19 protein-coding genes are annotated in these 24,058 nt (G+C 46.5%); 14 read left to right on the plus strand and 5 right to left on the minus strand.

What is annotated here, in order from left to right; genetic code table 11:
- Nucleotides 1-170: 170 nt before the first annotated feature.
- The 3 genes from trxB to cydC all read left to right on the plus strand — a co-directional run bounded on the left by trxB (nucleotide 171) and on the right by cydC (nucleotide 4,722).
- Nucleotides 171-1,133 (plus strand): thioredoxin-disulfide reductase, encoded by a 963-nt coding sequence (trxB, locus tag L4D76_RS05200; protein ID WP_428439875.1) that lies wholly within the window; start codon nucleotides 171-173, stop codon nucleotides 1,131-1,133.
- A 102-nt stretch (nucleotides 1,134-1,235) separates the two neighbouring features.
- Nucleotides 1,236-3,008: a heme ABC transporter permease/ATP-binding protein CydD gene (cydD, locus tag L4D76_RS05205; RefSeq protein WP_428439876.1), complete on the plus strand. Its 1,773-nt coding sequence runs from the start codon at nucleotides 1,236-1,238 to the stop codon at nucleotides 3,006-3,008.
- Nucleotides 3,001-4,722, plus strand: a complete 1,722-nt coding sequence (gene cydC / locus L4D76_RS05210) for a heme ABC transporter ATP-binding protein/permease CydC (RefSeq protein WP_428439877.1) — start codon at nucleotides 3,001-3,003, stop codon at nucleotides 4,720-4,722. Before cydD ends, cydC begins: the two co-directional genes overlap by 8 nt.
- A gap of 287 nt (nucleotides 4,723-5,009) precedes the next feature.
- On the opposite strand, the gene L4D76_RS05215 is transcribed toward cydC, so the two are convergent.
- Nucleotides 5,010-5,468: a glycine zipper 2TM domain-containing protein gene (locus L4D76_RS05215; RefSeq protein WP_428439878.1), complete on the minus strand. Its 459-nt coding sequence runs from the start codon at nucleotides 5,466-5,468 to the stop codon at nucleotides 5,010-5,012.
- Nucleotides 5,469-5,518: 50 nt separating this feature from the next.
- Between L4D76_RS05215 and aat the strand changes: the two genes are divergently transcribed.
- From aat to infA, 3 genes are all read left to right on the plus strand, one after another.
- Nucleotides 5,519-6,232 (plus strand): leucyl/phenylalanyl-tRNA--protein transferase, encoded by a 714-nt coding sequence (gene aat, locus L4D76_RS05220; protein ID WP_428439879.1) that lies wholly within the window; start codon nucleotides 5,519-5,521, stop codon nucleotides 6,230-6,232.
- Between the two features lie 8 nt (nucleotides 6,233-6,240).
- The gene (locus tag L4D76_RS05225; RefSeq protein ID WP_428439880.1) at nucleotides 6,241-6,933 is read left to right on the plus strand and encodes an arginyltransferase; all 693 of its coding nucleotides are present in this window, start codon (nucleotides 6,241-6,243) and stop codon (nucleotides 6,931-6,933) included.
- Between the two features lie 216 nt (nucleotides 6,934-7,149).
- A complete protein-coding gene (gene infA, locus L4D76_RS05230) occupies nucleotides 7,150-7,368 on the plus strand; it encodes a translation initiation factor IF-1 (RefSeq protein ID WP_006231244.1) in 219 nt (72 codons plus the stop codon).
- Nucleotides 7,369-7,508: 140 nt separating this feature from the next.
- Here the strand turns inward: infA and clpA are convergent, their stop codons facing one another.
- Complete coding sequence (gene clpA, locus L4D76_RS05235) at nucleotides 7,509-9,773, minus strand: ATP-dependent Clp protease ATP-binding subunit ClpA (RefSeq protein WP_428439881.1); 2,265 nt, start codon at nucleotides 9,771-9,773, stop codon at nucleotides 7,509-7,511.
- A 47-nt stretch (nucleotides 9,774-9,820) separates the two neighbouring features.
- Nucleotides 9,821-10,141, minus strand: a complete 321-nt coding sequence (clpS, locus tag L4D76_RS05240; RefSeq protein ID WP_428439882.1) for an ATP-dependent Clp protease adapter ClpS — start codon at nucleotides 10,139-10,141, stop codon at nucleotides 9,821-9,823.
- A gap of 1,036 nt (nucleotides 10,142-11,177) precedes the next feature.
- Between clpS and cspD the strand changes: the two genes are divergently transcribed.
- Complete coding sequence (cspD, locus tag L4D76_RS05245) at nucleotides 11,178-11,399, plus strand: cold shock domain-containing protein CspD (RefSeq protein ID WP_428439883.1); 222 nt, start codon at nucleotides 11,178-11,180, stop codon at nucleotides 11,397-11,399.
- Nucleotides 11,400-11,753: 354 nt separating this feature from the next.
- Here cspD and icd read toward each other — a convergent pair whose 3' ends face one another.
- On the minus strand, nucleotides 11,754-13,007 hold the full coding sequence (icd, locus tag L4D76_RS05250; RefSeq protein WP_428439884.1) for an NADP-dependent isocitrate dehydrogenase: 1,254 nt from the start codon (nucleotides 13,005-13,007) through the stop codon (nucleotides 11,754-11,756).
- Nucleotides 13,008-13,149: 142 nt separating this feature from the next.
- On the opposite strand from icd, the gene rluE reads away from it, so the two are divergent.
- The 7 genes from rluE to L4D76_RS05285 all read left to right on the plus strand — a co-directional run bounded on the left by rluE (nucleotide 13,150) and on the right by L4D76_RS05285 (nucleotide 21,703).
- The gene (gene rluE, locus L4D76_RS05255; RefSeq protein ID WP_428439885.1) at nucleotides 13,150-13,800 is read left to right on the plus strand and encodes a 23S rRNA pseudouridine(2457) synthase RluE; all 651 of its coding nucleotides are present in this window, start codon (nucleotides 13,150-13,152) and stop codon (nucleotides 13,798-13,800) included.
- 359 nt (nucleotides 13,801-14,159) lie between these two features.
- Nucleotides 14,160-15,275 (plus strand): tRNA 2-thiouridine(34) synthase MnmA, encoded by a 1,116-nt coding sequence (mnmA, locus tag L4D76_RS05260; RefSeq protein ID WP_428439886.1) that lies wholly within the window; start codon nucleotides 14,160-14,162, stop codon nucleotides 15,273-15,275.
- Nucleotides 15,276-15,288: 13 nt separating this feature from the next.
- On the plus strand, nucleotides 15,289-15,906 hold the full coding sequence (gene hflD / locus L4D76_RS05265) for a high frequency lysogenization protein HflD (RefSeq protein ID WP_428439887.1): 618 nt from the start codon (nucleotides 15,289-15,291) through the stop codon (nucleotides 15,904-15,906).
- A gap of 137 nt (nucleotides 15,907-16,043) precedes the next feature.
- Nucleotides 16,044-17,411, plus strand: a complete 1,368-nt coding sequence (gene purB, locus L4D76_RS05270; protein ID WP_428439888.1) for an adenylosuccinate lyase — start codon at nucleotides 16,044-16,046, stop codon at nucleotides 17,409-17,411.
- A gap of 248 nt (nucleotides 17,412-17,659) precedes the next feature.
- The gene (gene norV / locus L4D76_RS05275; RefSeq protein ID WP_428439889.1) at nucleotides 17,660-19,150 is read left to right on the plus strand and encodes an anaerobic nitric oxide reductase flavorubredoxin; all 1,491 of its coding nucleotides are present in this window, start codon (nucleotides 17,660-17,662) and stop codon (nucleotides 19,148-19,150) included.
- Between the two features lie 9 nt (nucleotides 19,151-19,159).
- Nucleotides 19,160-20,305: an NADH:flavorubredoxin reductase NorW gene (gene norW, locus L4D76_RS05280; RefSeq protein ID WP_428439890.1), complete on the plus strand. Its 1,146-nt coding sequence runs from the start codon at nucleotides 19,160-19,162 to the stop codon at nucleotides 20,303-20,305.
- Between the two features lie 264 nt (nucleotides 20,306-20,569).
- Nucleotides 20,570-21,703, plus strand: coding sequence for a ribosomal protein uL16 3-hydroxylase (locus L4D76_RS05285; protein WP_428439891.1), 1,134 nt, complete (start codon nucleotides 20,570-20,572; stop codon nucleotides 21,701-21,703).
- A 74-nt stretch (nucleotides 21,704-21,777) separates the two neighbouring features.
- Here L4D76_RS05285 and L4D76_RS05290 read toward each other — a convergent pair whose 3' ends face one another.
- Entirely contained in the window at nucleotides 21,778-23,913 is a 2,136-nt protein-coding gene (locus L4D76_RS05290; protein ID WP_428439892.1) for a methyl-accepting chemotaxis protein, read from the minus strand.
- Between the last annotated feature and the right edge of the window lie 145 nt (nucleotides 23,914-24,058).

Here is a 24,058-nt window from a genome sequence, read left to right on the forward strand (position 1 = left end):
AAGGAAAATCTTTCTGTTGATTTTCCTTTTTCTTCCATTGGTTACCCTCTTTTCTGCGCTCTCTTTTAAGTTGCATTTCACTCAGCAGAATGACACGCTTTCTTTACGCCCTCAATTTACCTACAATCACTCACTTAATAAGAGATAATCTCATTCAGCCTGGAGAAGTAATGAGTAACGTAAGACATTGTAATCTACTCATCCTTGGTTCTGGTCCTGCTGGCTATACTGCCGCTGTTTATGCTGCTCGTGCCAACCTGAACCCAGTGATGATTACAGGTATGCAGCAAGGCGGTCAGCTAACGACGACAACCGAAGTTGAAAACTGGCCAGGTGATGCAGAAGGTTTAACCGGTCCTGCCCTGATGGATCGTATGAAAGCTCACGCCGAAAAGTTCGACACTGAAATCATCTTTGATCACATCAATGAAACCGATTTTAGTCAGCGCCCTTTTCGTCTGAAAGGCGACAATGCTGAATACACCTGTGATGCGTTAATCATTTCAACCGGTGCTTCAGCAAAATACCTGGGGCTGGAGTCGGAAGAAGCCTTTAAAGGTCGCGGGGTATCAGCTTGTGCGACGTGTGATGGTTTCTTCTACCGTAACCAAAAAGTTGCCGTAGTGGGTGGCGGTAATACGGCTGTTGAAGAAGCCTTGTATCTGTCTAACATCGCTTCTGAAGTGCACCTTATTCACCGTCGCGACGCATTCCGTTCAGAGAAAATTCTGATCAACCGCCTGATGGATAAAGTCGAAAACGGCAATATCGTTCTTCACACCGATCGCACTCTGGACGAAATTCTGGGTGACGATATGGGTGTAACGGGTGTTCGCATTCAAGATACCAAATCTGATGCGACGGAAACTATTGACGTTATGGGTGCCTTCATTGCTATCGGCCACCAGCCGAACACGGCAATCTTTGAAGGCCAGCTGGATATGGCAAACGGCTATATCAAAGTCCAGTCAGGTACTCAGGGCAATGCCACTCAAACCAGTGTTGAAGGTGTCTTCGCTGCCGGTGATGTCATGGATCATACCTACCGCCAGGCAATCACCTCTGCGGGAACCGGTTGTATGGCTGCCCTTGATGCAGAGCGTTACCTGGACGCATTAGAACAACAAAAATAATCTTATTTCTGGCCGTTATTGTTAATAACGGCCAGATATTTTCAGTCTGCTCAACATCTGCCTGCATACTGCAGCATACCGTTTAATAACGATACCTTTTTTATGGATAAACAATTACAACGTGATTTAACCAAGTGGTTAAAATCACAAAGCAAGTTAGCCAAACGCTGGCTTATGCTGAGTGTCGGGCTTGGTTTCCTTTCTGGGGTGCTCTTAGTCGGCCAAGCTGCGCTATTAGCGAATATTCTCCACCAACTGATCATTGAACACACCGACAAGTATGAACTCGTCAACCAGTTTATCGCCCTGATCGCAATTGTAGGCTTACGCGCTGCATGCAGCTGGGGACGGGAAATTTTCGGCTACCGCTGCGGTGAACAAATTCGTCTCCATATCCGTCAGCTGATTTTAAACCGCCTGCATAGTTTAGGTCCGGCTTACATCAAGGGTAAACCAGCCGGTGCCTGGGCGAGCCTGGTCCTTGAACAAGTCGAAGAGATGCAAGACTTTTTTGCTCGCTACCTCCCTCAGATGTCGATTGCGGTACTGGTTCCTGTCGTCATTCTGGTTACAGTATTCCCTATAAACTGGGCTGCGGGCTTGATTTTTTTAGTCACAGCTCCGCTTGTACCGGTGTTTATGGCGTTAGTCGGTTTAGGGGCAGCAGATGCTAACCGACGTAACTTTAAAGCGTTGCAGCGCCTTTCTGGCCACTTTTACGACCGTTTACAAGGACTGTCTACCCTTCGTTTATTTAACCGCGCAGATGCAGAAGCTGAAAACCTTCATGCCGCCTCGCATGTGTTACGTAAACGCACCATGGAAGTATTGCGTCTCGCCTTCCTATCGTCTGCAGTGCTGGAATTTTTCTCCGCCATTTCGGTCGCTATTGTTGCCGTTTACTTTGGTTTCTCGTTTATCGGTGAATTAAATTTCGGCCACTATGGTGTACCAATCTCGCTGTTTACCGGCCTTTTCGTTCTCGTGTTAGCTCCCGAGTTCTACCAGCCTCTGCGTGATCTCGGAACCTTCTACCACGCTAAGGCCCAGGCTATCGGTGCTGCAGAATCGATTGTTGAGTTTCTAAACATTGAAGCCGACGAAATGGCCGCTGGTGACAAAGAACTGCCGTCACCAGAAACCATCGAGATCAACGTGAGGGATCTGGAAGTACTAAGCCCTCAAGGTCAGGTTCTTGCAGGCCCGTTAAGTTTCGATATTCACGCCCGTGAACAAGTTGCTCTGGTTGGACCTAGCGGCGCGGGTAAGACCAGCCTGCTTAATGCCCTGCTCGGTTTCCTGCCTTATCGCGGCAGCTTGAAAATCAACGGGATCGAACTGAAAGAGCTGGATCACAGCGAGTGGCGCCAGGCTATTAGCTGGGTGGGGCAAAACCCGCTACTCGTTCACGGCACTGTTCATGACAACATCACCCTAGGCAACACGCTGGCAACTGATGAACACGTTAGCCTGGTGGCGAAACAGGCCTATGCCGACGAGTTTATCAGCCGTCTGGAAAAAGGTTACCAACACCAGGTCGGCGATCGATCCGGAGGCTTATCTGTGGGCCAGGCACAACGTATCGCTGTTGCCCGGGCCATGCTGCAAAGCGGGGCATTTTGGTTGTTAGATGAACCGACCGCCAGTCTTGATGCTAACAGTGAAAAACTGGTGCTGAAAAGCCTGAGTCAAGCCGTACAAGGCCAAACGACATTAATGGTCAGCCACCGTTTAGATCAGTTATCGGCCATTGACCGTGTTCTGGTATTAGAAGACGGTAAGCTGGTTCAGAACGGTCATTTCGATCAAATTAGTCATGAAGGTTTACTCGCCGACATGCTTTCCCATACTGATAAGAGGGATCTCAATGCGTGATTTAATCCCTTACCTGAAGCTCTACCGTAAGCACTGGTTCGGTCTGACGCTGGGCATGCTGCTTGGCTTGGCGACCCTGCTTTCGGCAATGAGCCTGTTAACCCTTTCCGGCTGGTTTATTTCAGCGTCTGCTATCGCAGGCTTAACCATTGCCCGTGAAACGTTCAACTACATGCTGCCAGGTGCCGGTGTTCGCGGGTTTTCAATTGCCCGTACCGCTGGCCGCTGGGGCGAGCGTGTGGTCAGCCATAATGCCACCTTTAAGTTACTGGCCGATCTGCGTCTGTTCTTTTTCAAAAAGCTGACCCCCTTAATTCCGGGCCGTCAGGCTAACTTAAGAGATGCTGACTTGCTAAACCGTCTGGTGGCCGATGTGGATGCGATGGACCATGTCTATCTGCGCCTTGTCAGCCCATTGACTATTGGCATTATCGGTCTGCTTACCATTACCGGCTTTCTGGCCTGGTTTGATTTAACGATCGGCCTGACATTGGGTGCTATCCTGCTGGCATTGATGTTAGCCCTGCCTGTGATTTTCTACCGCTTAGGTAAATCCAATGGTGCGACGCTAACCTATGCCAAAGCCAACTATCGCATTAAGCTGCTGGATTGGTTACAGGGACACGCAGAATTATTGTTGTTCAATGCCGAAGAACGTTACCGCAAACAGGCAGAAGATGAACAGCAGTCACTGCTGACAGCACAACGCCAGATGGCCAGCCTGACCGGGTTAGCCAATGCTATTCTAATGGCAGCAACGGGCTGGACTCTGGTACTGATTCTCTGGATTGCCGCTGACGGCGTTGGTGGGGCGGCCCCCGATCCATTCGTCGCCATGGTTGCGTTTGCCACGATGGCCAGCTTTGAGCTGATGATGCCTGTTGCGGGTGCCTTCCAGTATCTGGGACAGACCCTGACATCCGCTCGCCGCCTGAACGAAATCATCGAAGCCACACCGGACACGCAATTTGATCCGAACGGTCATCAGGCAGCAGTGAAGGGTGATATCGCTATCGATAACATCAGCTATACCTATTACGGTAGCGACCAACCCGTACTGAGCAATGTTTCCGTCAGCCTTAAGCAAGGTGAGAAGCTGGCACTGCTTGGCCGTACCGGTTGCGGTAAGTCTACCCTGCTTCAGCTTCTGACCCGAAACTGGGATCCACAGCAAGGGCAAATCCGTATTGATGATGTGGCGCTGCCTGAATGGCATGAAGACTCACTCCGTAAAGCCGTGACCGTGGTCAGCCAGCGTGTTGACGTGTTTAACGGCTCATTGCGTGAAAATCTGGTACTGGCAAAACCCGAAGGTACCGACGAAGAGTTTGTGGCGGCACTGGATAACGTGGGCCTGCAAACACTGCTTGACGGTAAGGGACTAGATACCTGGCTCGGAGAGGGTGGACGCCAGATCTCTGGTGGTGAACGCCGTCGCTTAGGTATTGCCCGGGCGTTGTTACATGATGCACCGATCCTGCTGCTCGATGAACCCACCGAAGGGTTGGATCGCCGTACCGAACAGCAGATCCTGGATCTGTTACTGGAACATGCCAAAAACAAAACGGTACTGTTTATCACCCACCGCCTGGTAGGTCTGGAACAGATGGATCAGATTTGCCTGATGGATGAAGGGGAAATCATTGAACACGGGAAGCACAAAGAACTACTGGCTGCAGGCGGCCGTTATTCAGAATTGTGCCAGCGTATTTAAGAACCTAGGTTCTAGGTTCTAGGTTCTAGGTTCTAGAAAATAATAAAAGTGAGGGATGAGAGTTCCTCGTTTTTATTATGTTGTATGGGTCCTGTGGTCCTGTGGTCCTGTGGTCCTGTGGTCCTGTGGTCCTGTGGTCCTGTGGTCCTGTGGTCCTGTGGTCCTGTGGTCCTGCAAGCAGGCTCTCCGAGCCATAGTTGGGAGTCAAGCTGTGGCTCTTTCTCGAAACTCGAACCTAATTACTCGAAACTGTTTATCCTTAGGTCCTCAGGGCCATCGAGCCGCTCTTAAAAAACCTTATCCACCCGCACTCCTTCATTGAAATAGAGAATTCGCACATTATCACCACGGCCAAAAATCATACTCTGGTCGACATCCTGAATGACATCAATCAATTTACCGTCGTCGGTTTTAATCAATATTTCCACCAAGCGATATTCAACTACCGTTTGACCCGGCTGGCGATTATGCGCGATGCTGGCTCCGGCCACAGCACCGACAGCAGTTGCGACCTCACGCCCTGTACCGCCACCAAACTGATTACCAATCAAGCCCCCCACAACGCCACCTAATAAGGTTTCCCAGCCATTGTGCCGAGAATTAATCACTTCCTGCTGGGTGATATAGCGCACGGTATCGACTTGGCCGAACACAATCTGATTAACGACCCGGGCTTCATTTCGGTTGTATGGCGCTGCAGTCGAAGCCAGTGGCAGCAATAACAGTAACATTAACAACGTTCTCATATATAATTTCTCCACTGACTCTAATATTAAACTAAAAAAATTGAGCTTTTATGGCTATTTACCTGCCGGAATTAGATCCGGTTGATACGCATTTTCCTAAACCGGAAACGGCACTCGACGATCCCAATGGCTTGCTGGCTTTTGGCGGAGACTTACGGCCTGAACGTTTGGTTTCTGCTTATCGACAAGGGATCTTCCCCTGGTATTCTGATGGCGAGCCTATTTTATGGTGGAGCCCAGCTCCCCGCGCGATCTTTCTCCCCGACAAGTTTAGACCGAGCAAAAGCTTACGTAAATTTCACCGTAAATCAGGATATCAAATCACGCTGAATAAAGCCTGTCATGAAGTGATCCGCCAATGTGCCGCCAGCCGAGGCCCTGACGCCACCTGGATAACAACCAGCATGATACAAGCTTATCAAGTGATGCATAATCTCGGTTATTGCCACTCGGTCGAAGTATGGGATCAGGACAAGCTGATCGGAGGCCTGTATGGCATACAAGTAGGGACAGTATTTTGTGGTGAATCGATGTTCTCACTGGCAGACAATGCATCCAAGATCGCGTTATGGTTCTTCTGTCGCCACTTCACCGTGCACGGTGGTACCTTAATCGACTGCCAAATCATGAATGACCATCTAGAATCATTAGGTGCTATCGAAATTGAACGCCGTCCGTTCATGCAACAATTGCATCGGGAGAGAGATGCCATACTTAAAACAGGCTGCTACACAGCACAAGAGTTACGGGTCCCATCAGAATAAAGGCGTCTATGAATAACCTCTCTTTACGAATAGGTTTAACTCCCTTTTCTTATTGTAACTATTTGCCCGGCAAACAAGAGCAATTGGGCGTGGTGATGGATCAACACTGGCTTTCACCTAAGGGTTACAGCGTACTATTAGCCTCGGGCTATCGTCGCAGCGGCTGTGCAGTCTATAAACCCATGTGCGAACAATGTACGGCTTGTACCCCAATCCGCGTTGATTGCCAGTTTTTCACGCCATCGAAAAGTCAGAAGCGCCAACTCAATCAGATGAAGAAGCTGCGTTGGGAATTTAAAGCCGAGTTAGATGACAATTGGTTCACGCTGTATGAAAAGTACATCCGCTTACGTCATTCTGATGGCGCCATGTATCCCGCGAACAAACAACAGTTCTTTGATTTCTGCACCGCAGAATGGATGGATACCCTGTTTCTTCACGTCTACGAAGACGATACCCTGATTGCCATTGCCGTCACTGACGTGTTTGTTGATGCGTTAAGCGCGGTGTATAGTTTTTTCGAACCGGATTCCGCGTTTTCTCTGGGTACTCTGTGTGTATTATTTCAGATCCAGTACTGCCAGCAGACAGGACGGAAATGGCTCTACCCCGGCTATCAAATTGATGCCTGCAAGGCGATGAATTACAAAATCAGATTTAAGCCACACCAAAAACTAATTCTGGGACGATGGCAGGAATAGCCAGTTACACCGTCATCATGACTGAAATTAATATGCTTAACCGTCACCTAATGGATGTATTTCGACAAAATCAGGTGAAAATGAACTTTAGTCGGTAACAAAAGCTGACAAAGAGTACTGGCAAGGGTAGAATTGCGACCTAAACTTTACACTTAAACAGTTTAAAGGCATTATTCTGCCCGATCAGAAGAATGGCAGGTAGCCTAAGAGGATTCAATGGCAAAAGAAGACGTAATTGAAATGCAAGGTACTGTACAAGATACACTGCCTAACACTATGTTCCGCGTTGAACTGGAAAACGGTCACGTAGTTACCGCTCACATCTCTGGTAAAATGCGTAAGAACTACATCCGTATTCTAACTGGTGATAAGGTTACCGTGGAACTGACTCCATACGACCTGACTAAAGGCCGCATCGTCTTCCGCGCACGTTAATCTTGAACCAAGATTAAAGAATACTGTGAAACCCGGCCAGTTGCCGGGTTTTATTTTGCCTGTTTTTGTTAATACCAATCACAATCGGCAGATAAAAAATAACCGCCTCTCAGGCGGTTATTTAGTATTGAAAGCAATGGTTAATGCGCGGGTTCCATTTCACTATTGAATTGGAAGTCAAGTTCACCATTGACGTAATCAACACGTACCGAACCACCGTTTACCAGGCAACCGAACAACAGTTCATTCGCCAAAGGCTTCTTGAGACGGTCTTGAATGACGCGGGCCATCGGACGTGCACCCATGGTCTTGTCATACCCTTTATCGGCCAGCCAGACACGAGCACTATCAGAGACTTCCATCGAAACGCCACGGGCATCAAGCTGGGCTTGCAGCTCAACAATGAACTTATCGACCACTTGAGAAATAACATCTTTATCAAGATTGTTAAACCAAATGATGCCATCTAAACGGTTACGGAATTCAGGTGTAAACACACGCTTAATTTCCGACATCGCATCAAGGCTGTGATCTTGCTGTATCAAACCAATCGACTTACGTACTGTCTCCGTCGTACCAGCATTGGTGGTCATGACCAAAATAATATTACGGAAATCGGCTTTACGACCATTGTTATCGGTTAACGTACCGTTATCCATCACCTGTAATAGCAGGTTAAAGACATCTGGGTGCGCTTTTTCAATTTCATCGAGCAATACGACTGAGTGTGGCTGCTTAATAACGGCATCGGTTAGTAATCCACCTTGGTCATAACCGACATAACCAGGAGGCGCACCAATCAAACGGCTAACGGTATGACGCTCCATATATTCCGACATATCAAAGCGAAGCAACTCAATACCTAACGTACGTGCCAGCTGAACCGTTACTTCCGTTTTACCCACCCCGGTAGGACCGGCAAACAGGAACGAACCGACAGGTTTATTCTCAGCCCCCAAACCGGCACGACTTAACTTGATCGCTTCAGTCAGCACATCAATAGCAGGATCCTGACCAAACACCAGCATCTTCAGCTTACCATCCAGTTTCTTCAGCACATCACGGTCACTCGATGACACTGATTTTTCAGGAATACGTGCCATCTTAGCGATCATCGCTTCGATGTCACTGACGTTAACTGTTTTCTTACGGCGACTCGCAGGCGCAAGACGACAACGGGCACCGGCTTCATCAATCACATCAATCGCCTTATCAGGCAGGTGACGTTCATTGATGTATTTCGCTGACAACTCAACTGCCGCACGAATCGCTTTATTGGTATAGCGTACATCGTGGTGTGCTTCGTATTTAGGCTTCAGGCCCATCAAGATTTTAGTGGTGTCATCGATCGAAGGTTCAATAACATCGATCTTCTGGAAACGGCGAGCCAACGCGCGCTCTTTCTCAAAAATATTGCTGTATTCTTGGTAAGTCGTTGAACCCATACAGCGGATTTTACCACCACTCAGTAAGGGCTTGATGAGGTTGGCTGCGTCTACCTGACCACCAGATGCTGCACCCGCACCAATGATGGTATGAATTTCATCAATAAACAGAACGGCGTGTTCTTCTTTTTCAAGCTGTTTCAAAATGCCCTTAAAGCGCTTCTCGAAGTCACCGCGATATTTCGTTCCTGCCAGCAAAGAACCAATATCCAACGAATAGATAACACAGTCTTTAATAATTTCAGGAACCTGGCCTTCAACAATACGCCATGCCAGACCCTCAGCAATGGCGGTTTTACCGACACCGGCCTCACCGACCAACAATGGGTTATTTTTTCGACGGCGACACAGAACCTGAACGGTACGCTCAAGTTCGCTATCTCGGCCAATTAACGGATCAATACCACCAGCGCGGGCTAGTTGGTTCAGGTTGGTTGCAAAGTTTTCCAGCTTGTCTTCTGAGCCTTGTTCAGCGCGAGGTTCTTCCCCCCCGACATCTGAACCACCCAAATCATCATTGTCACTGTCCTTGACGGTACCGTGCGAAATGAAATTGACCACGTCTAAACGGCTAATGTCACTTTTCTTAAGTAGATAAGCGGCATGAGATTCTTGCTCGCTGAAAATAGCAACAAGGACATTAGCACCAGTGACTTCACTGCGACCAGATGATTGAACATGGAAAACAGCGCGCTGCAGAACACGCTGGAAACTTAGTGTTGGTTGCGTTTCACGGCTCTCATCATCCACAGGAATGAGAGGTGTGGTCTGCTCGATGAATGAATCAAGTTCTTTGCGTAAAACATCAAGGTCAGCGCGACACGCTAGCAGCGCTTCTTGAGCTGCGGCATTTTCTAGTAAGGCCAACAGTAAATGCTCGACGGTCATAAACTCATGGCGCTTTTCTCTCGCACGTGCGAATGCACCGTTCAAGCTGGCTTCAAGTTCTTTATTTAGCATAAGGCACCTCCCCTAAATACCACTCAATATGGTGTGCCGGAAAAAGTTTAAGCTTTCTCCATCGAACACAGTAGCGGATGTTCATGCTCCCTTGCATACATCATCACCTGTGCCACTTTCGTTTCAGCGACTTCAGCGGTGAAGGTTCCGCAAATAGCTTTCCCTTCATAATGTACAGAAAGCATCAACTGTGTGGCTTTCTCCAGATCCATGGAGAAGAACTTCTGTAACACTTCTATCACAAAATCCATCGGAGTGTAATCATCATTGTTTAAAATAACTTTATACATCGACGGTGGTTTAACCTGAGTTTTTTCCTCATTTAATACATCTGACTCAGGAATAATCCATTCATATAACTTACTCATAATCTCATCTTATAGCTAAAGAATCAAAACGCCCTTTACAAACAACAACTTAAAGATCAATGCATAAATCCATGGCGAAAAATGGCGATACTTTTTTCTCTACCTATACATCAACACTAATCCACCAATTGTATTCCAGCAAATCAAAGGTGGCTATGACCAAATCAATCTTAACAGCAACATCTCTCTGTTTAAGCCTGCTAAAACGGTCAATATGGCCACATTTCTTATAAATTGGCCGACAAGAGCCAGCTTAATCTCGTGTTTACGGCATTAACCATTAACCCGATCCTGTTTAACTTTCGACATAATTACGGCATTGTTGAAAGATAAACAGGCCCTAGATTTAAATTTTTCATTTTAACAAGTCATGACAAGCCCTTGTTTTATCTGGCTTCATATATTTCATTAAATGCGTACATGCTCAACACACCTCAGCAAACACAGACCATAAATTGGTTCTTAATATCAACGAGTAAAACCTTAAATCAAAATCATCGTAGTGGTATTGCACCCAAAGCACTAAAAAACTCTTTGACATTTTACTTAATTATTTATCGCCCGTTTCAAACAATCTTACTACCCCGCCACCAGCGAATCATCTGACTTTGCGGCTCTTGAGGAGGTGCGCTTTCTGTGAGTGGGCTTATACCCATTCCATGAAATTTCTAGTTCATTACAAATAGCGACAAAGTGGCGCACATGCGACGAATAGATACCAAATATAATTTTATTTGAGTTTAGTGATTCTGGACAGCCTTTAATTTTCGGCTCAGGCCCCATATAGCGCGGGGGGCAGGAAGCGAAGCTTATGATTTTATTTCAATCATTTGTTCAAGCGCTTGCTATATTGAGGCTGATAAAAAAAGATTTCACCCAAATGTTACAATATGCACTTGACTGTCTAGCTCTTTTTACTAAAGTGTAACCTGTAGTAAATATAAACTGCATCAAATAGCATTAGTATGCATGAGCTCGAGGATGAGCCTTGTTCGCTAATGCATAATGGATCTTGAATGCAAGAGGGATGTAAAGCATGGCAACAGGTACGGTTAAATGGTTCAATAACGCCAAAGGTTTTGGTTTCATCTGCCCAGAAGGGGGAGATGGTGATATCTTTGCACACTATTCAACTATCCAGATGGATGGGTATCGAACACTAAAAGCTGGCCAGCAGGTCAACTATAATGTTCAAACTGGTCCTAAAGGTTTCCATGCCAGCGAGATAGTCCCGCTCGAAGGTGAAATTGCAAAATAATCATCAACGTTAAGTCGCATCAAATCTTAAAGGTGAGCAATGTGCTCGCCTTTTTTATCAAACGACCTTTTTATCAAACGGCCATACCTTCCCACCAAGCTGCATTTGCAACCAAACTTACATTCAAATGATATATTTCCCACCTCAATCTTACCCGCGCAGCGCATCATCGAGACGGATACCCGGCCTTTCAGCTCATTGAATAAAAAACGAATAGGAAGTGAATACACCCATCACCGTTATTAACATTTCTATTAACAAGTTAAATCTATCACACCTGCTTGGTCGAAATACCTACAAAAAGGCCCAGCCGAAGCTGAGCCCTTACATCTCACAAGAGTAAAAAATGAATTTTTACATCTGCTCAATCATATCGTTAGCAAACTCAGAACACTTACGAAGTGTTGCACCTTCCATCAGGCGTTCAAAATCATAAGTTACCGTCTTATTGCTAATTGCAGCTTCGGTCGCGCTGATGATGAGATCAGCAGCTTCAGTCCAGCCCATGTGGCGAAGCATCATTTCAGCGGAAAGAATGAGTGAGCCAGGGTTTACTTTATCCTGACCGGCATACTTCGGCGCGGTACCGTGAGTGGCTTCAAATAGTGCTATGCCATCACCGATGTTTGCACCAGGAGCGATACCAATACCACCAACCTGGGCAGCTAGCGCATCCGAAATGTAGTCACCGTTCAGGTTCATCGTTGCAATAACATCGTACTCAGCAGGACGAAGCAGGATCTGTTGCAGGAATGCATCTGCGATACAGTCTTTAATAACGATCTCTTTGCCGGTATTTGGATTCTTCAGTGTCATCCATGGACCACCGTCCAATAGCTCAGCACCAAACTCTTGCAATGCGACTTCGTAACCCCAATCTTTGAAGGCACCTTCGGTGAACTTCATGATGTTACCTTTGTGAACCAGCGTTAACGAGTCACGGTCATTAACGATTGTGTACTCAAGTGCTGCGCGGATCAGACGCTTAGTACCTTCCTCAGAAATAGGCTTGATACCGATACCACACTGCTGCGGGAAGCGGATCTTAGTTGCGCCCATTTCATCTTGCAGGAATTTAATTACTTTATCTGCTTCTGCAGTGCCAGCCTGGAATTCAACACCAGCGTAGATATCTTCTGAGTTTTCACGGTAAATAACCATGTCAGTTAGATCTGGACGTTTTACCGGGCTTGGTACGCCGTCGAAGTAACGAACTGGGCGAACACAGATATAAAGATCGAGTTCTTGACGTAGAGCAACGTTGAGAGAACGAATACCGCCACCAACTGGCGTCGTTAGCGGGCCTTTAATCGCCACTTTATATTCACGAATGAAGTCTAAAGTTTCTTGCGGTAGCCACGCGTCTTCACCGTAAACCTGAGTTGATTTCTCGCCTGTGTAGATTTCCATCCACTCAATTTTACGGTCGCCAGCGTACGCTTTGTTCACTGCAGCATCGACAACTTTGATCATTGCAGGGCTTACATCAATACCGATACCATCACCTTCAATGTAGGGAATGATCGGGTTGTTAGGAACGACCAGCTTACCGTTTGCGTCAAGTGTAATTTTCTGACCTTCAGCTGGTACAACTACTTTACTATCCATTTAAATCTCCTAGCGTCCATTTGTTATCTTTTTGTAAGATGCGCGCAAATCATACTTGAAATTTTATCAACACGCCAATTGAGTTTTTTTAGCGTATAATAGGTCAGTCGAAATTACCAACCCCCCGTACAGCACGCTACCTATGAAGCCAAACACCTCCAATCGTCAAACTCAACGCTCCAGTAATGAGCGCAGAACATCAAGAAAGCTGCATAAACCAAAGCGACCGCGCGGTCCACAAAAGATCATTTTATTTAACAAACCATTCAATGTTTTGACTCAGTTTTCCGGTGAACCTGGTGATAAAACACTGGCTGATTTCATCCCGGTAAAAGACATCTACCCTGCCGGACGATTAGATAAAGACAGCGAAGGTTTGCTGGTGCTAACCAACGATGGCGTACTTCAGGCACGCTTAACTCAGCCAAAATCTAAGTCACCTAAAATCTACTGGGCACAGGTCGAAGGCGTTCCGAGCGATGACGATCTGGAGCAACTCCGTAAAGGGGTAACTTTAAATGACGGGCCAACCCTGCCAGCAGATATTGAGCGTATGACTCAACCTGAGATCTGGGATCGCAACCCACCGATTCGGGAGCGTAAAAACATACCGACAACCTGGCTTGCGATTACGTTAAGAGAAGGCCGAAATCGCCAGGTACGTCGTATGACGGCTCATATCGGCTTTCCGACCCTACGTCTGATCCGCTACAAGATGGCTGACTGGGCAGTTGATGATCTGGCACCCGGCGAATGGCGTGAAGTTACTTTAATGTCGACAACTGACCATTAACCGCAGCGGCTAATTAATCCTTCATTAATCGGTAGTGTTCGCTGCCGGTATTTCCTTACCGATTTTATCACGACTCACCACATAAAAAGCTACACATTGCCTGCGTGTTCAACTATTATTGCCAGCAAATAGCAAACGTTTGCGCAACTATAGGGTAGGCGTTGTTTTTTTGTCAGAAAGACTTGTTCATACAGCATATTGTCGTTTTTCAGTACTTTTTATATGTCTGAATTACCAAGAAAGCAGATAAATAAAAAGACGATAAAATTATTAAAGTGTGATTCTGCTCTCGGTCTGTTTCGTCCCTGAGCTTTCTGTTAGAATTACACTCTTATCACTACTAGCGACTTAAGAGAAATATGTCAGATAACAGCCAGAAAAAAGTCATTGTCGGCATGTCCGGCGGCGTTGACTCTTCCGTATCAGCTTACTTATTGCTTCAACAGGGCTATCAGGTTGAAGGCCTGTTTATGAAGAACTGGGAAGAAGACGATAATGAAGAATACTGCTCTGCCGCAGAAGATCTCGCTGATGCACAAGCTGTATGTGACAAGCTAGGGATCCACCTTCACACGATTAACTTTGCAGCAGAATACTGGGACAACGTGTTCGAGTACTTTCTGGCTGAATACAAAGCAGGTCGTACACCTAACCCGGATATCCTTTGCAACAAAGAGATCAAATTCAAAGCCTTCCTGGAGTTCGCTGATGAAGTTCTGGAAGCTGATTATATCGCTATGGGTCACTACACGCGCCGTAGCTTCCCGACAGGGGAAGGCGAAAAGCCACAGATGTTACGTGGTGTAGACACTAACAAAGACCAGAGCTACTTCCTGTATACCCTTAGCCATGAACAAATTGCACGCAGCCTGTTCCCCGTGGGTGAACTGGAAAAACCAGAAGTACGCCGTATTGCAAAAGAGCAAGATCTGATCACGGCGAAGAAAAAAGATTCAACCGGTATCTGCTTTATCGGTGAGCGTAAATTCACTGAGTTTTTAAGTAAGTACCTTCCGGCTCAGCCAGGAAATATTGAAACGGCAGATGAAGGCAAAGTGATTGGCGAGCACCAGGGCCTGATGTACCACACCCTGGGACAGCGTAAAGGTCTGCACATCGGTGGTCAGAAAGGCGGTGGCGGCAATGAAGATGCATGGTACGTTGTCGATAAAGATGTTGAGCGTAACGTGCTGGTTGTTGGACAGGGTAAAGATCATCCACGCCTTAAATCGAATGGTTTAATGGCCTCTCAGCTACACTGGGTTGATCGTCAGCCAATTCGCGAACCAATGGCTTGCACCGTAAAAACCCGTTACCGTCAGCAAGATATTCCTTGCACAATTATCCCTGTGGATGATGAGAACATCAAAGTGATTTTCGATGAGCCTCAAATTGCGGTTACTCCAGGTCAGTCCGCAGTATTTTATCAAGATGAGATCTGCCTTGGCGGCGGTATTATTGAGCAGCGAATCTAAAGGAGCAGTCCTCGTGGCACACACTTTGTATGACCGAACTATCGCATTTGCCGGTATTTGTCAGGCTATAAAGCTTGTTCAAAAAATTGCCCGTGACGGCACTTGTGATAGCAATGAACTGGAAGCGTGTCTGAACAGTATCTCTGTAACAGATCCTTCTAATACTGTAGAAATTTATGGTAATGAGGCCAACCTGAAACTTGGTCTTGAAACCTTAGCGACCGAAATAGACAACACGACATCAGGTAATGAGATTACGCGTTATCTGGTTAGCGTTATGGCACTGGAGCGCAAGTTATCCGGTCGGCGTGACAGCATGGCGCAACTAGGTGATCGTATTGGTACCATTAAACGTCAAACAGGCCATTACGAGTTATTAGATGATCAAATGGTAAGTAACCTTGCCAGTATCTATCTGGATATTATCAGCCCTCTCGGCCCAAGAATTCAGGTAACCGGTACACCTGCGCATCTTCAACAACAACAAGTACAGCATAAAGTACGCGCTTTGCTTTTAGCTGCTGTACGTAGTGCCGTACTTTGGCGCCAGGTTGGCGGTAAACGTCGTCACCTGATTTTTGGTCGCAAACAAATGGTTGAGCAAGCAAAAATCTTACTCGCTCGCTGTTAACTTTACTGGCTTATCCGCTTATGTGATAAGCCATCATTTAGTTTATTAATCGATATCCTTAGCTATTCAATTCGTGAATAGCTATTCAGGATTTACATATACTGTTCTAACCTCATCAATATCAGGAGAGAGACAACATGGAACTGTCAGCATTGACTGCTGTTTCCCCGGTAGACGGCCGTTACGGAAGTAAAACAAGTGCACTTCGCAGCATTTTCAGCGAATTTGGTCTGCTAAAGTATCGCACTATTGTTGAAGTCCGTTGGTTACAAAAACTAGCCGCTACTGATGCTATCGTCGAAGTTCCTGCGTTCAGTGATGAAGCGAATCAATTTTTAGATCGCGTCGCTGCTGAATTTAGCGAAGAAGATGCGCTACGAATTAAGACAATCGAGCGTACGACTAACCACGACGTTAAAGCTGTTGAATACTTCCTGAAAGAGAAAGTTGCAGAAGTACCTGAACTACACGCAGTCAATGAATTCATTCACTTTGCATGTACTTCTGAAGACATCAACAACCTGTCTCACGCGCTAATGCTTAATGAAGCTCGTGAAAAAGTGATGCAGCCAGAGATCCGCAACGTTATCGATGCAATCAAAGGCCTTGCGAACGAATACCGCGACATTCCATTACTTTCTCGTACCCACGGTCAGCCGGCTTCTCCATCGACGATGGGTAAAGAAATGGCCAACGTGGCGTACCGTATGGAACGTCAGTTCAAGCAAATCGAGAACGTTGAAATTCTGGGTAAAATCAACGGTGCTGTAGGTAACTACAATGCCCACATTTCTGCTTATCCAGAAATTGACTGGCACCAGTACAGCGAAGAGTTCGTCACGTCTCTTGGCATTACCTGGAACCCGTACACAACGCAAATCGAACCGCATGATTACATTGCAGAGCTGTTCGATGCGTTTGCTCGTTTCAATACCATTCTTCTGGACTTTGACCGTGATGTTTGGGGCTACATTGCTCTGGGTCACTTCAAGCAAAGAACAATTGCGGGCGAAATCGGCTCTTCAACGATGCCGCACAAAGTAAACCCAATCGACTTCGAAAACTCTGAAGGTAACCTGGGTCTGGCTAACGCACTGTTCTCTCACCTTGCCCAGAAACTGCCGGTTTCCCGCTGGCAGCGTGACCTGACTGATTCAACGGTTCTTCGTAACCTGGGTGTCGGTTGTGGCTACGCAATCATTGCTTATACCTCGACACTGAAAGGTATCAGCAAGCTGGAAATAAACCAGGCTGCATTAGAAGCTGAGCTGGACAAGAACTGGGAAGTACTGGCTGAGCCCGTACAGACAGTTATGCGTCGCTACGGCATCGAAAAGCCATACGAGAAGCTGAAAGAGCTGACTCGCGGTAAGCGTGTTGATGGTGAAGGCATGCGTACCTTCATCGACGGTCTTGAGCTGCCAGAGCACGAGAAAGCACGTCTGAAAGAGATGACACCAGCTAACTACATCGGTGACGCTGTTAAGCTTACTGACAAGCTGTAATTCATTCGAATAGCATAACGAAAAAGGGTTGGCATTTTTGCCAGCCCTTTTTTATTTTTCCTTCCTTACTCCCTCATACTCCCGGTCCTATCGAAAGCGGTTAAAAATCTTTTTTAAGATATAAAACGTTAAATATCATAGCAATAACTTAAACATTCATTTTTGATGCAACTTTAGTATTGCCAGAAGTCGCTTCCGGTTATAACATGCACACAAAATACATGTTAAGCGAAATACGGGTTAATACTATGTCTATTCACGTTAAAAATAATATTCACTGGGTTGGTCAACGCGACTGGGAAGTTCGAGATTTCCACGGCACAGAATACAAAACATTAAAAGGAACGAGCTATAACAGTTACCTGATCCGTGAAGGTAAAAACGTGTTAATTGATACCGTTGATCACAAGTTTAGCTACGATTTCATCCAACAACTTGAGCAAGAGATCGACCTGAACGAGATTGATCTTATCGTGATCAATCACGCGGAAGAAGATCATGCCGGTGCGTTATCTGTTCTGATGAGCAAGATCCCAAACACCCCGATTTACTGTACTGAAAATGCAATTGACTCAATTACCGGTCATCACCACCATCCTGAATGGAATTTCAATACCGTCAAAACGGGCGACAGCATTGATATCGGTAATGGCAAGTCACTGGTCTTTATCGAAACCCCAATGCTGCACTGGCCTGACAGCATGATGACTTATATGACAGAAGACGCCGTGCTATTCAGCAACGATGCGTTTGGTCAGCATTACTGCGATGAGCGCCTGTTCAATGACGAAGTAGAACAAAACGAGTTAATGGAACAATGCCTGCGCTATTACGCAAACATTCTGACGCCATTCAGCCCGCTGGTAACCGCTAAGATCCACGAGGTACTTGGCTTTAATCTGCCTGTTGATATGGTTGCCACTTCTCACGGTGTGATCTGGCGTGACAATCCTACTCAGATCATTGAAAAATATCTTGAATGGGCTGATGAATATAAAGAAGACAAAATCACAATCTTCTATGACTCTATGTCAAATAACACCCGCATGATGGCTGATGGTATCGCTCAGGGGATCACCGAAACGGATCCCAATGTAGCGGTGAAAATATTCAACGTCTCACGTCATGATAAGAATGAAATTCTGACCAATGTATTCGGCTCTAAAGGCGTATTAGTCGGCTCATCGACAATGAATAACGTGATGATGCCTAAAGTTGCCGGCATGCTAGAAGAAATTACCGGCCTGCGCTTTAAAGGCAAAAAAGCCGGTGCTTTCGGCAGCTACGGCTGGAATGGCGGTGCCGTTGACCGTATCCATGCACGCTTAACGGATGCCGGTTTCTTTACCACTGTCGGCCTGAAAACAAAATGGCGTCCAGACTCAAATGCACTGGAAGAATGCCGCGAACACGGACGTAAAATTGCACGTGAGTGGGCACTTCAGCCGCTACAAAAGCAGGCAGAAGCAAATGTTGTCTCTCAACCGGCTATAGACTCAGCTCAGTCAGAAACAGTGACTATCTCTCGTTCAGAGCCAGAAAAAACAGAGACCAGTCACTCTGTTGCTACAGAGCAAGATCAGAAAATGATTTGTACTGTTTGCCAGTGGATTTACGATCCTGAAATTGGTGAGCCTAACCAGGATGTTGAACCAAAGACACCGTGGTACGAAGTACCAGACTATTTCCTTTGCCCTGAATGTGGCATCGGTAAAGAAGTATTCGAACCTACGGAGTAATAAAAGAGCATGGATAAGCACATTGTAATTATTGGGAGCGGCTTTGCCGCTTACCAGCTAGTGAAATCATTGCGGAAACTCAATGCTGAGACCCCTATTACTGTAATTACTGCCGATAACGGTGATGATTACTCTAAGCCCGAGATCAGCCATGTATTCAGCAAACAGCAAACAGCTAATGATCTGATCAAACAGTCTGCCAGTGAATTCGCGGCTGCTAACAACATTCTATTAATCAACAACACTCTGGTTGAATCTATCGATACCGATAACCAGACAGTACATTACGACAATAATGCGATCACTTACTCCGAGCTTGTATTAGCAACAGGTGCATCGGCATTTGTTCCTCCGTTTGCAGGAAATGCCGCCGACGAGATAGTGACGTTAAATAGCCTGACCGAATATGAACAGCACCAGGAAAAACTCGCTTGTGCGAAGTCGGTTCTGGTGCTGGGAGCAGGCTTGATCGGCACAGAAATCGCGATGGATCTTGCGAGCTCGGGCAAGATCGTCACTTTATGTGATAGGGCATCAAGCCTGATGCCGACACTGCTTCCGCCATTTATTAGTGCCGGATTATTTCAGGAAATGCACGGGAAAGGCGTGCAAATCCGACTCAATACAGAAGTCACCGGTATCAACCGCCACCACCAGGAACTGGTTGTTTCACTCTCAGGCAGTGAGCCTATCGAAACTGATGTCGTTATTGCCGCAATGGGACTGAAACCCAATACCGAGCTGGCACAAAAATCGGGGATTGAAACTGGCCGAGGAATAACAGTCGATCGGATGATGCAAACATCGGCATCGAACGTCTATGCATTGGGTGATTGCGCAGAGCTGGAAGGAAAAGTTCGGGCTTTCATACAGCCGGCAATGTTAAGTGCCATGGCACTGGCAAAGACACTGTTGGGCTCCCCGACTCCGGTTCGTCTTCCGGCTAGCTTGATTAAGGCCAAAACACCCTGGTTACCGCTCCACTTGTCAGGCGACACAGTAAGGGAAGATCTGTCATGGGAAGTCGTTACTGAACCAAATGGCATGATTGCCAAAGCTTTTGATAAGGAAACAGCGAAGTTAGTCGGATTTATTGTCAGCCACGATCAGCTTAAAGCCGCCTTCCCTTTATTGCGACTCTTACCCGCTGAGTAATTGTATACACCACTTGTACACTGCTTGCTCTGTTCAGAGATGAAAAGAGCTGAAATGGAATTCACTTTGAGAGGCATTTTTTGCCTCTCTTTTTTTCTTATCCATAACTCCACATCGAATGAATATCATCTCTCTCATCCCCCGTTAAAATAGAAATAACACCAGATAACTCAGATCAGATACTCAGAACAAATTCAAATTTCGCTAAGCATGCAATACTTTGAGCTATAATAGGCACTTAGCTCAACAATCAAAAGCCTATATATGTACCAGTTCACATTCTCATTTGAAGAGTTTCTTGCCGAATTCTGGCAGAAAAAGCCCACGGTCATTAAAGGTGGATTTAAAGACTTTGTTGACCCGATAAGCCCGGATGAATTAGCGGGTTTAGCCATGGAAGAAGAGATCGATTCCCGTTATGTCGCCCAAATTGGTGAAAAATGGGACGTTCACCATGGCCCGCTAACTTTTGAAAATACACCGGAAGATCATTGGTCATTTATCGTTCAGGCTGCTAACCACTGGCACGAAGGGGCCGCAAAACTAGTCACGCCTTTCCGCCAGTTACCGAACTGGTTATTTGATGACTTAATGATTAGTTACTCCACCCCAGGCGGTGGCGTTGGCCCCCATATCGATCAATACGATGTATTTATTATTCAAGGTTCGGGAAAGCGCCACTGGCGTGTAGGGCCAAAAGATGACAATTACGAAGAAGAGCTTCATCATCCTGCGCTGCGACAAATCAAAGGATTTGAGCCTATTATTGATGAGATCCTTGAACCTGGAGATATTTTATATATTCCGCCGGGGTTCCCGCATGATGGTTACGCCACAGAAACCGCAATGAGCTTTTCCGTTGGATTCAGATCCCCGAAGAAGCAGGAACTGTTAAGCAGTTTTGCTGACTTCGTTATCGCCAACGATATTGGTGATGTGCATTACCATAACCCCTCACTGCCTGCTCGCAACAACTGTGGTGCCATTTTAGAGACTGAATATACCGATCTGGAAGCCATGATGCGTAGCCTGCTGGATCACCCTCAGCAGATGAAACAATGGATCGGTGAGTATTTAAGCCAAAACCGTCATGATCTGGATATTATTGCATCGGAACCACCCTGGCAGAACGGTGAAACATACCAGTTCCTAGAAGATGGCGAAGCATTTAAGCGCCTGGGTGGCTTACGCGCTTTTTATCATCCTGAGAAACCACATGTGCTTTATATTAACGGGGAGCGTTTTGAACTGCCTGAAGAGTGTAAAGATGCGGCTAAATGCCTATGTGATGAAGAGCAAATCACACGCACATTGCTAGGTAAGCAACTTGATAACCCGGCCTTCCTTGCCATGCTGACACAACTCATCAACCTGGGTTACTGGTACCCGGTAGAATAACGCCCTGCCAATGATTTGATGGAGAGCATCGGTGCAAGTTGATGCTCTCCATACCAGCTTTAAAGGAATTGGTATTACACCTTAAACTGGCCAGCTAATTCTTGCTGACGATGAGACAGCGCAGTCAAGCGTTGGCCAATATTGGCTGAATTTTCCGCCTGATTCAGGATGCTCTCACTCAGCTCGCGAATGTTTGACACATTACGATTCACTTCACCCGAAACGGCTTGCTGCTCTTCTGCGGCACGCATGATTTGTTCATTCATCGCCTGAATCGCACTCACAGACTCAGTGATCTGATTGAGGCTCAGGACAGCCCTGCTAACCTGCTCTGCCGTATCACCAGCAAGCTGGTTACCTTCTTCAATCGCATTAACAACATCTCTGGTACCCTGCTGCAGATCTTCAATCACAGTGCGGATCTGGCCGACAGAATCCTGCGTACGGCTTGCCAACTGACGCACTTCATCAGCAACAACCGCAAAACCCCGCCCTTGCTCACCAGCCCGGGCAGCTTCAATGGCTGCATTCAATGCCAACAGATTGGTTTGTTGTGAAATACCCTCAATAACCAGCAAGATCTGATTGATGTTCTCACTATTACTTGCCAGCTCTTTCGCTACCGGCACTGCGGAATCCATCCGACTAACCAGGCTGGTCATTGATTCAGCCGATTGCCGGATCACTTGCTGGCCATCAAGTGCCGCGTCATCGGCTTGTTTCGCCGCCTCTACCGCCGTTTCGGTATGTTCGACTACTTGTGCGGCTGTTTGCGTCATCTCTTCAGACGCAGTAGCCACCATATCTACCTCTTTAAATTGCGATTGGCTGCCATCACGGGTATTGCTGGCAACATGGGCTGCCTCATTGGCTGTTTTACCCACTTCATCTACCGCGACGATCACCTGTCCGATAGTGTTTTGCAATTTATCTAAAAAGCGATTAAACCAGAGCGCCAGTTCACCCACTTCATCTTGCTGAGCAATGCTAATGCGTTGAGTCAGGTCCCCTTCCCCTGAGGCAATATCTTTCAGGCTCTCTGCCACCTGTTTAATCGGTGCCACTAACCGTGAAGCGGCAATTAAGACGATTAACAGGCCCAATACCGCAATTACGATACTGACGATAACTTGTATGGTCGACGATTCAGAACGCTGGCCCTGAATAGCACGATCTAAGGCTATCGCTTCGGCTAATACTTGTTCTGCAGGTAATTGAATGACAATACCCCAGGAAGAGTTGCCTAACATCACCGGCGTGTAAGCCGTCAACCATTGCTGATCGTCGCTCCAACCGACAAATTCCTCTCCCAGCCTTAACCAGCCAGACAGCGTTACTGGTAACCCGTCATTATCGGTAAACTTCTCGCCGAGACGGCTAACAGTCTGATCCCACGCTACAATGGTGCCATTCTGGCTGAGCAGGCTCACTTTACCCGTACTTGAAAATAAGTTGGCATCAACCTCTGCAATAACAGGCTGCAGAACATCTAACCTAATATCAATGCCCATCACACCGATAGATTTACCATCCACAATCAATGGCGTTGTGATCGAGCTGATTAAGTGACGGCCAGATTGATCGTCGGAAAAAGCCGGATTCAGCACACAAGTATCTTGCGCCGCTAAACTACAGGTAAACCATTCGTTGGCCGGTCTGCCGTCTGTATTCTGGTTGCTATCAAGGATCTGTTGTTCCGTGATAATACGCTGTACTGCTTGCTGATCAGCCGATTTCGACCAGTATGGAGCGAAACGTCCGGTGCTATTAGCTCCGACATAATCGGCATCATGGTAATTACTGTCTTCACCATCAAGGGCATTGGGTTCGAATACCACGAACGCAGCATAAACATTCGAAAAATCATTGACCGAACGGCGTAGCAGTTCATTGAGTGAACTACGCAGTTCAGCACTATTAGTATAGTTCTCTTCCGCGTTGAATTTTAAGAAAAGCACGCTCTGCGCCAGCATCTCGGCACGGTAAATTGCTTCATCCATATATTGCTGGACATAAATAGCCTGGCGTTCAGACTGAACCTTAACCAGTTCTTGGGACGTACTGCGCAAAGAAGAGAATGTCTGCTCACTGACCAGTTGTTGGTTTTGGCTGGAGAAATAAAAGGAAAGACCCGTTAAAACGAATACTGTTAGCAGTAAACCAACGCCTGCCACAAGTGTGATTTTCCACTGTACGGAAAGTGACCGCATATAAACAATCCTTGTTTGTATCTGGTTGTCAGCATTTATACCATGATACCGATTGGCATTACCTATCAGAGTAACTGATATTATGCTGTTGAATTTTAGCTATTTATTGAGGCAATCATCCACATCGCTTCAGCTATTGAGTAAT

The organism is Photobacterium sagamiensis, from assembly GCF_050337085.1.
Lineage (GTDB): Bacteria > Pseudomonadota > Gammaproteobacteria > Enterobacterales > Vibrionaceae > Photobacterium > Photobacterium sagamiensis.

Coding starts and splice junctions, on each gene's coding strand:
- trxB (WP_428439875.1), top strand. CDS start 171: ATGAGTAACGTAAGACATTGTAATCTACTCATCCTTGGTTCTGGTCCT.
- cydD (WP_428439876.1), top strand. CDS start 1,236: ATGGATAAACAATTACAACGTGATTTAACCAAGTGGTTAAAATCACAA.
- cydC (WP_428439877.1), top strand. CDS start 3,001: ATGCGTGATTTAATCCCTTACCTGAAGCTCTACCGTAAGCACTGGTTC.
- L4D76_RS05215 (WP_428439878.1), bottom strand. CDS start 5,468: ATGAGAACGTTGTTAATGTTACTGTTATTGCTGCCACTGGCTTCGACT.
- aat (WP_428439879.1), top strand. CDS start 5,519: ATGGCTATTTACCTGCCGGAATTAGATCCGGTTGATACGCATTTTCCT.
- L4D76_RS05225 (WP_428439880.1), top strand. CDS start 6,241: ATGAATAACCTCTCTTTACGAATAGGTTTAACTCCCTTTTCTTATTGT.
- infA (WP_006231244.1), top strand. CDS start 7,150: ATGGCAAAAGAAGACGTAATTGAAATGCAAGGTACTGTACAAGATACA.
- clpA (WP_428439881.1), bottom strand. CDS start 9,773: ATGCTAAATAAAGAACTTGAAGCCAGCTTGAACGGTGCATTCGCACGT.
- clpS (WP_428439882.1), bottom strand. CDS start 10,141: ATGAGTAAGTTATATGAATGGATTATTCCTGAGTCAGATGTATTAAAT.
- cspD (WP_428439883.1), top strand. CDS start 11,178: ATGGCAACAGGTACGGTTAAATGGTTCAATAACGCCAAAGGTTTTGGT.
- icd (WP_428439884.1), bottom strand. CDS start 13,007: ATGGATAGTAAAGTAGTTGTACCAGCTGAAGGTCAGAAAATTACACTT.
- rluE (WP_428439885.1), top strand. CDS start 13,150: ATGAAGCCAAACACCTCCAATCGTCAAACTCAACGCTCCAGTAATGAG.
- mnmA (WP_428439886.1), top strand. CDS start 14,160: ATGTCAGATAACAGCCAGAAAAAAGTCATTGTCGGCATGTCCGGCGGC.
- purB (WP_428439888.1), top strand. CDS start 16,044: ATGGAACTGTCAGCATTGACTGCTGTTTCCCCGGTAGACGGCCGTTAC.
- norV (WP_428439889.1), top strand. CDS start 17,660: ATGTCTATTCACGTTAAAAATAATATTCACTGGGTTGGTCAACGCGAC.
- norW (WP_428439890.1), top strand. CDS start 19,160: ATGGATAAGCACATTGTAATTATTGGGAGCGGCTTTGCCGCTTACCAG.
- L4D76_RS05285 (WP_428439891.1), top strand. CDS start 20,570: ATGTACCAGTTCACATTCTCATTTGAAGAGTTTCTTGCCGAATTCTGG.
- L4D76_RS05290 (WP_428439892.1), bottom strand. CDS start 23,913: ATGCGGTCACTTTCCGTACAGTGGAAAATCACACTTGTGGCAGGCGTT.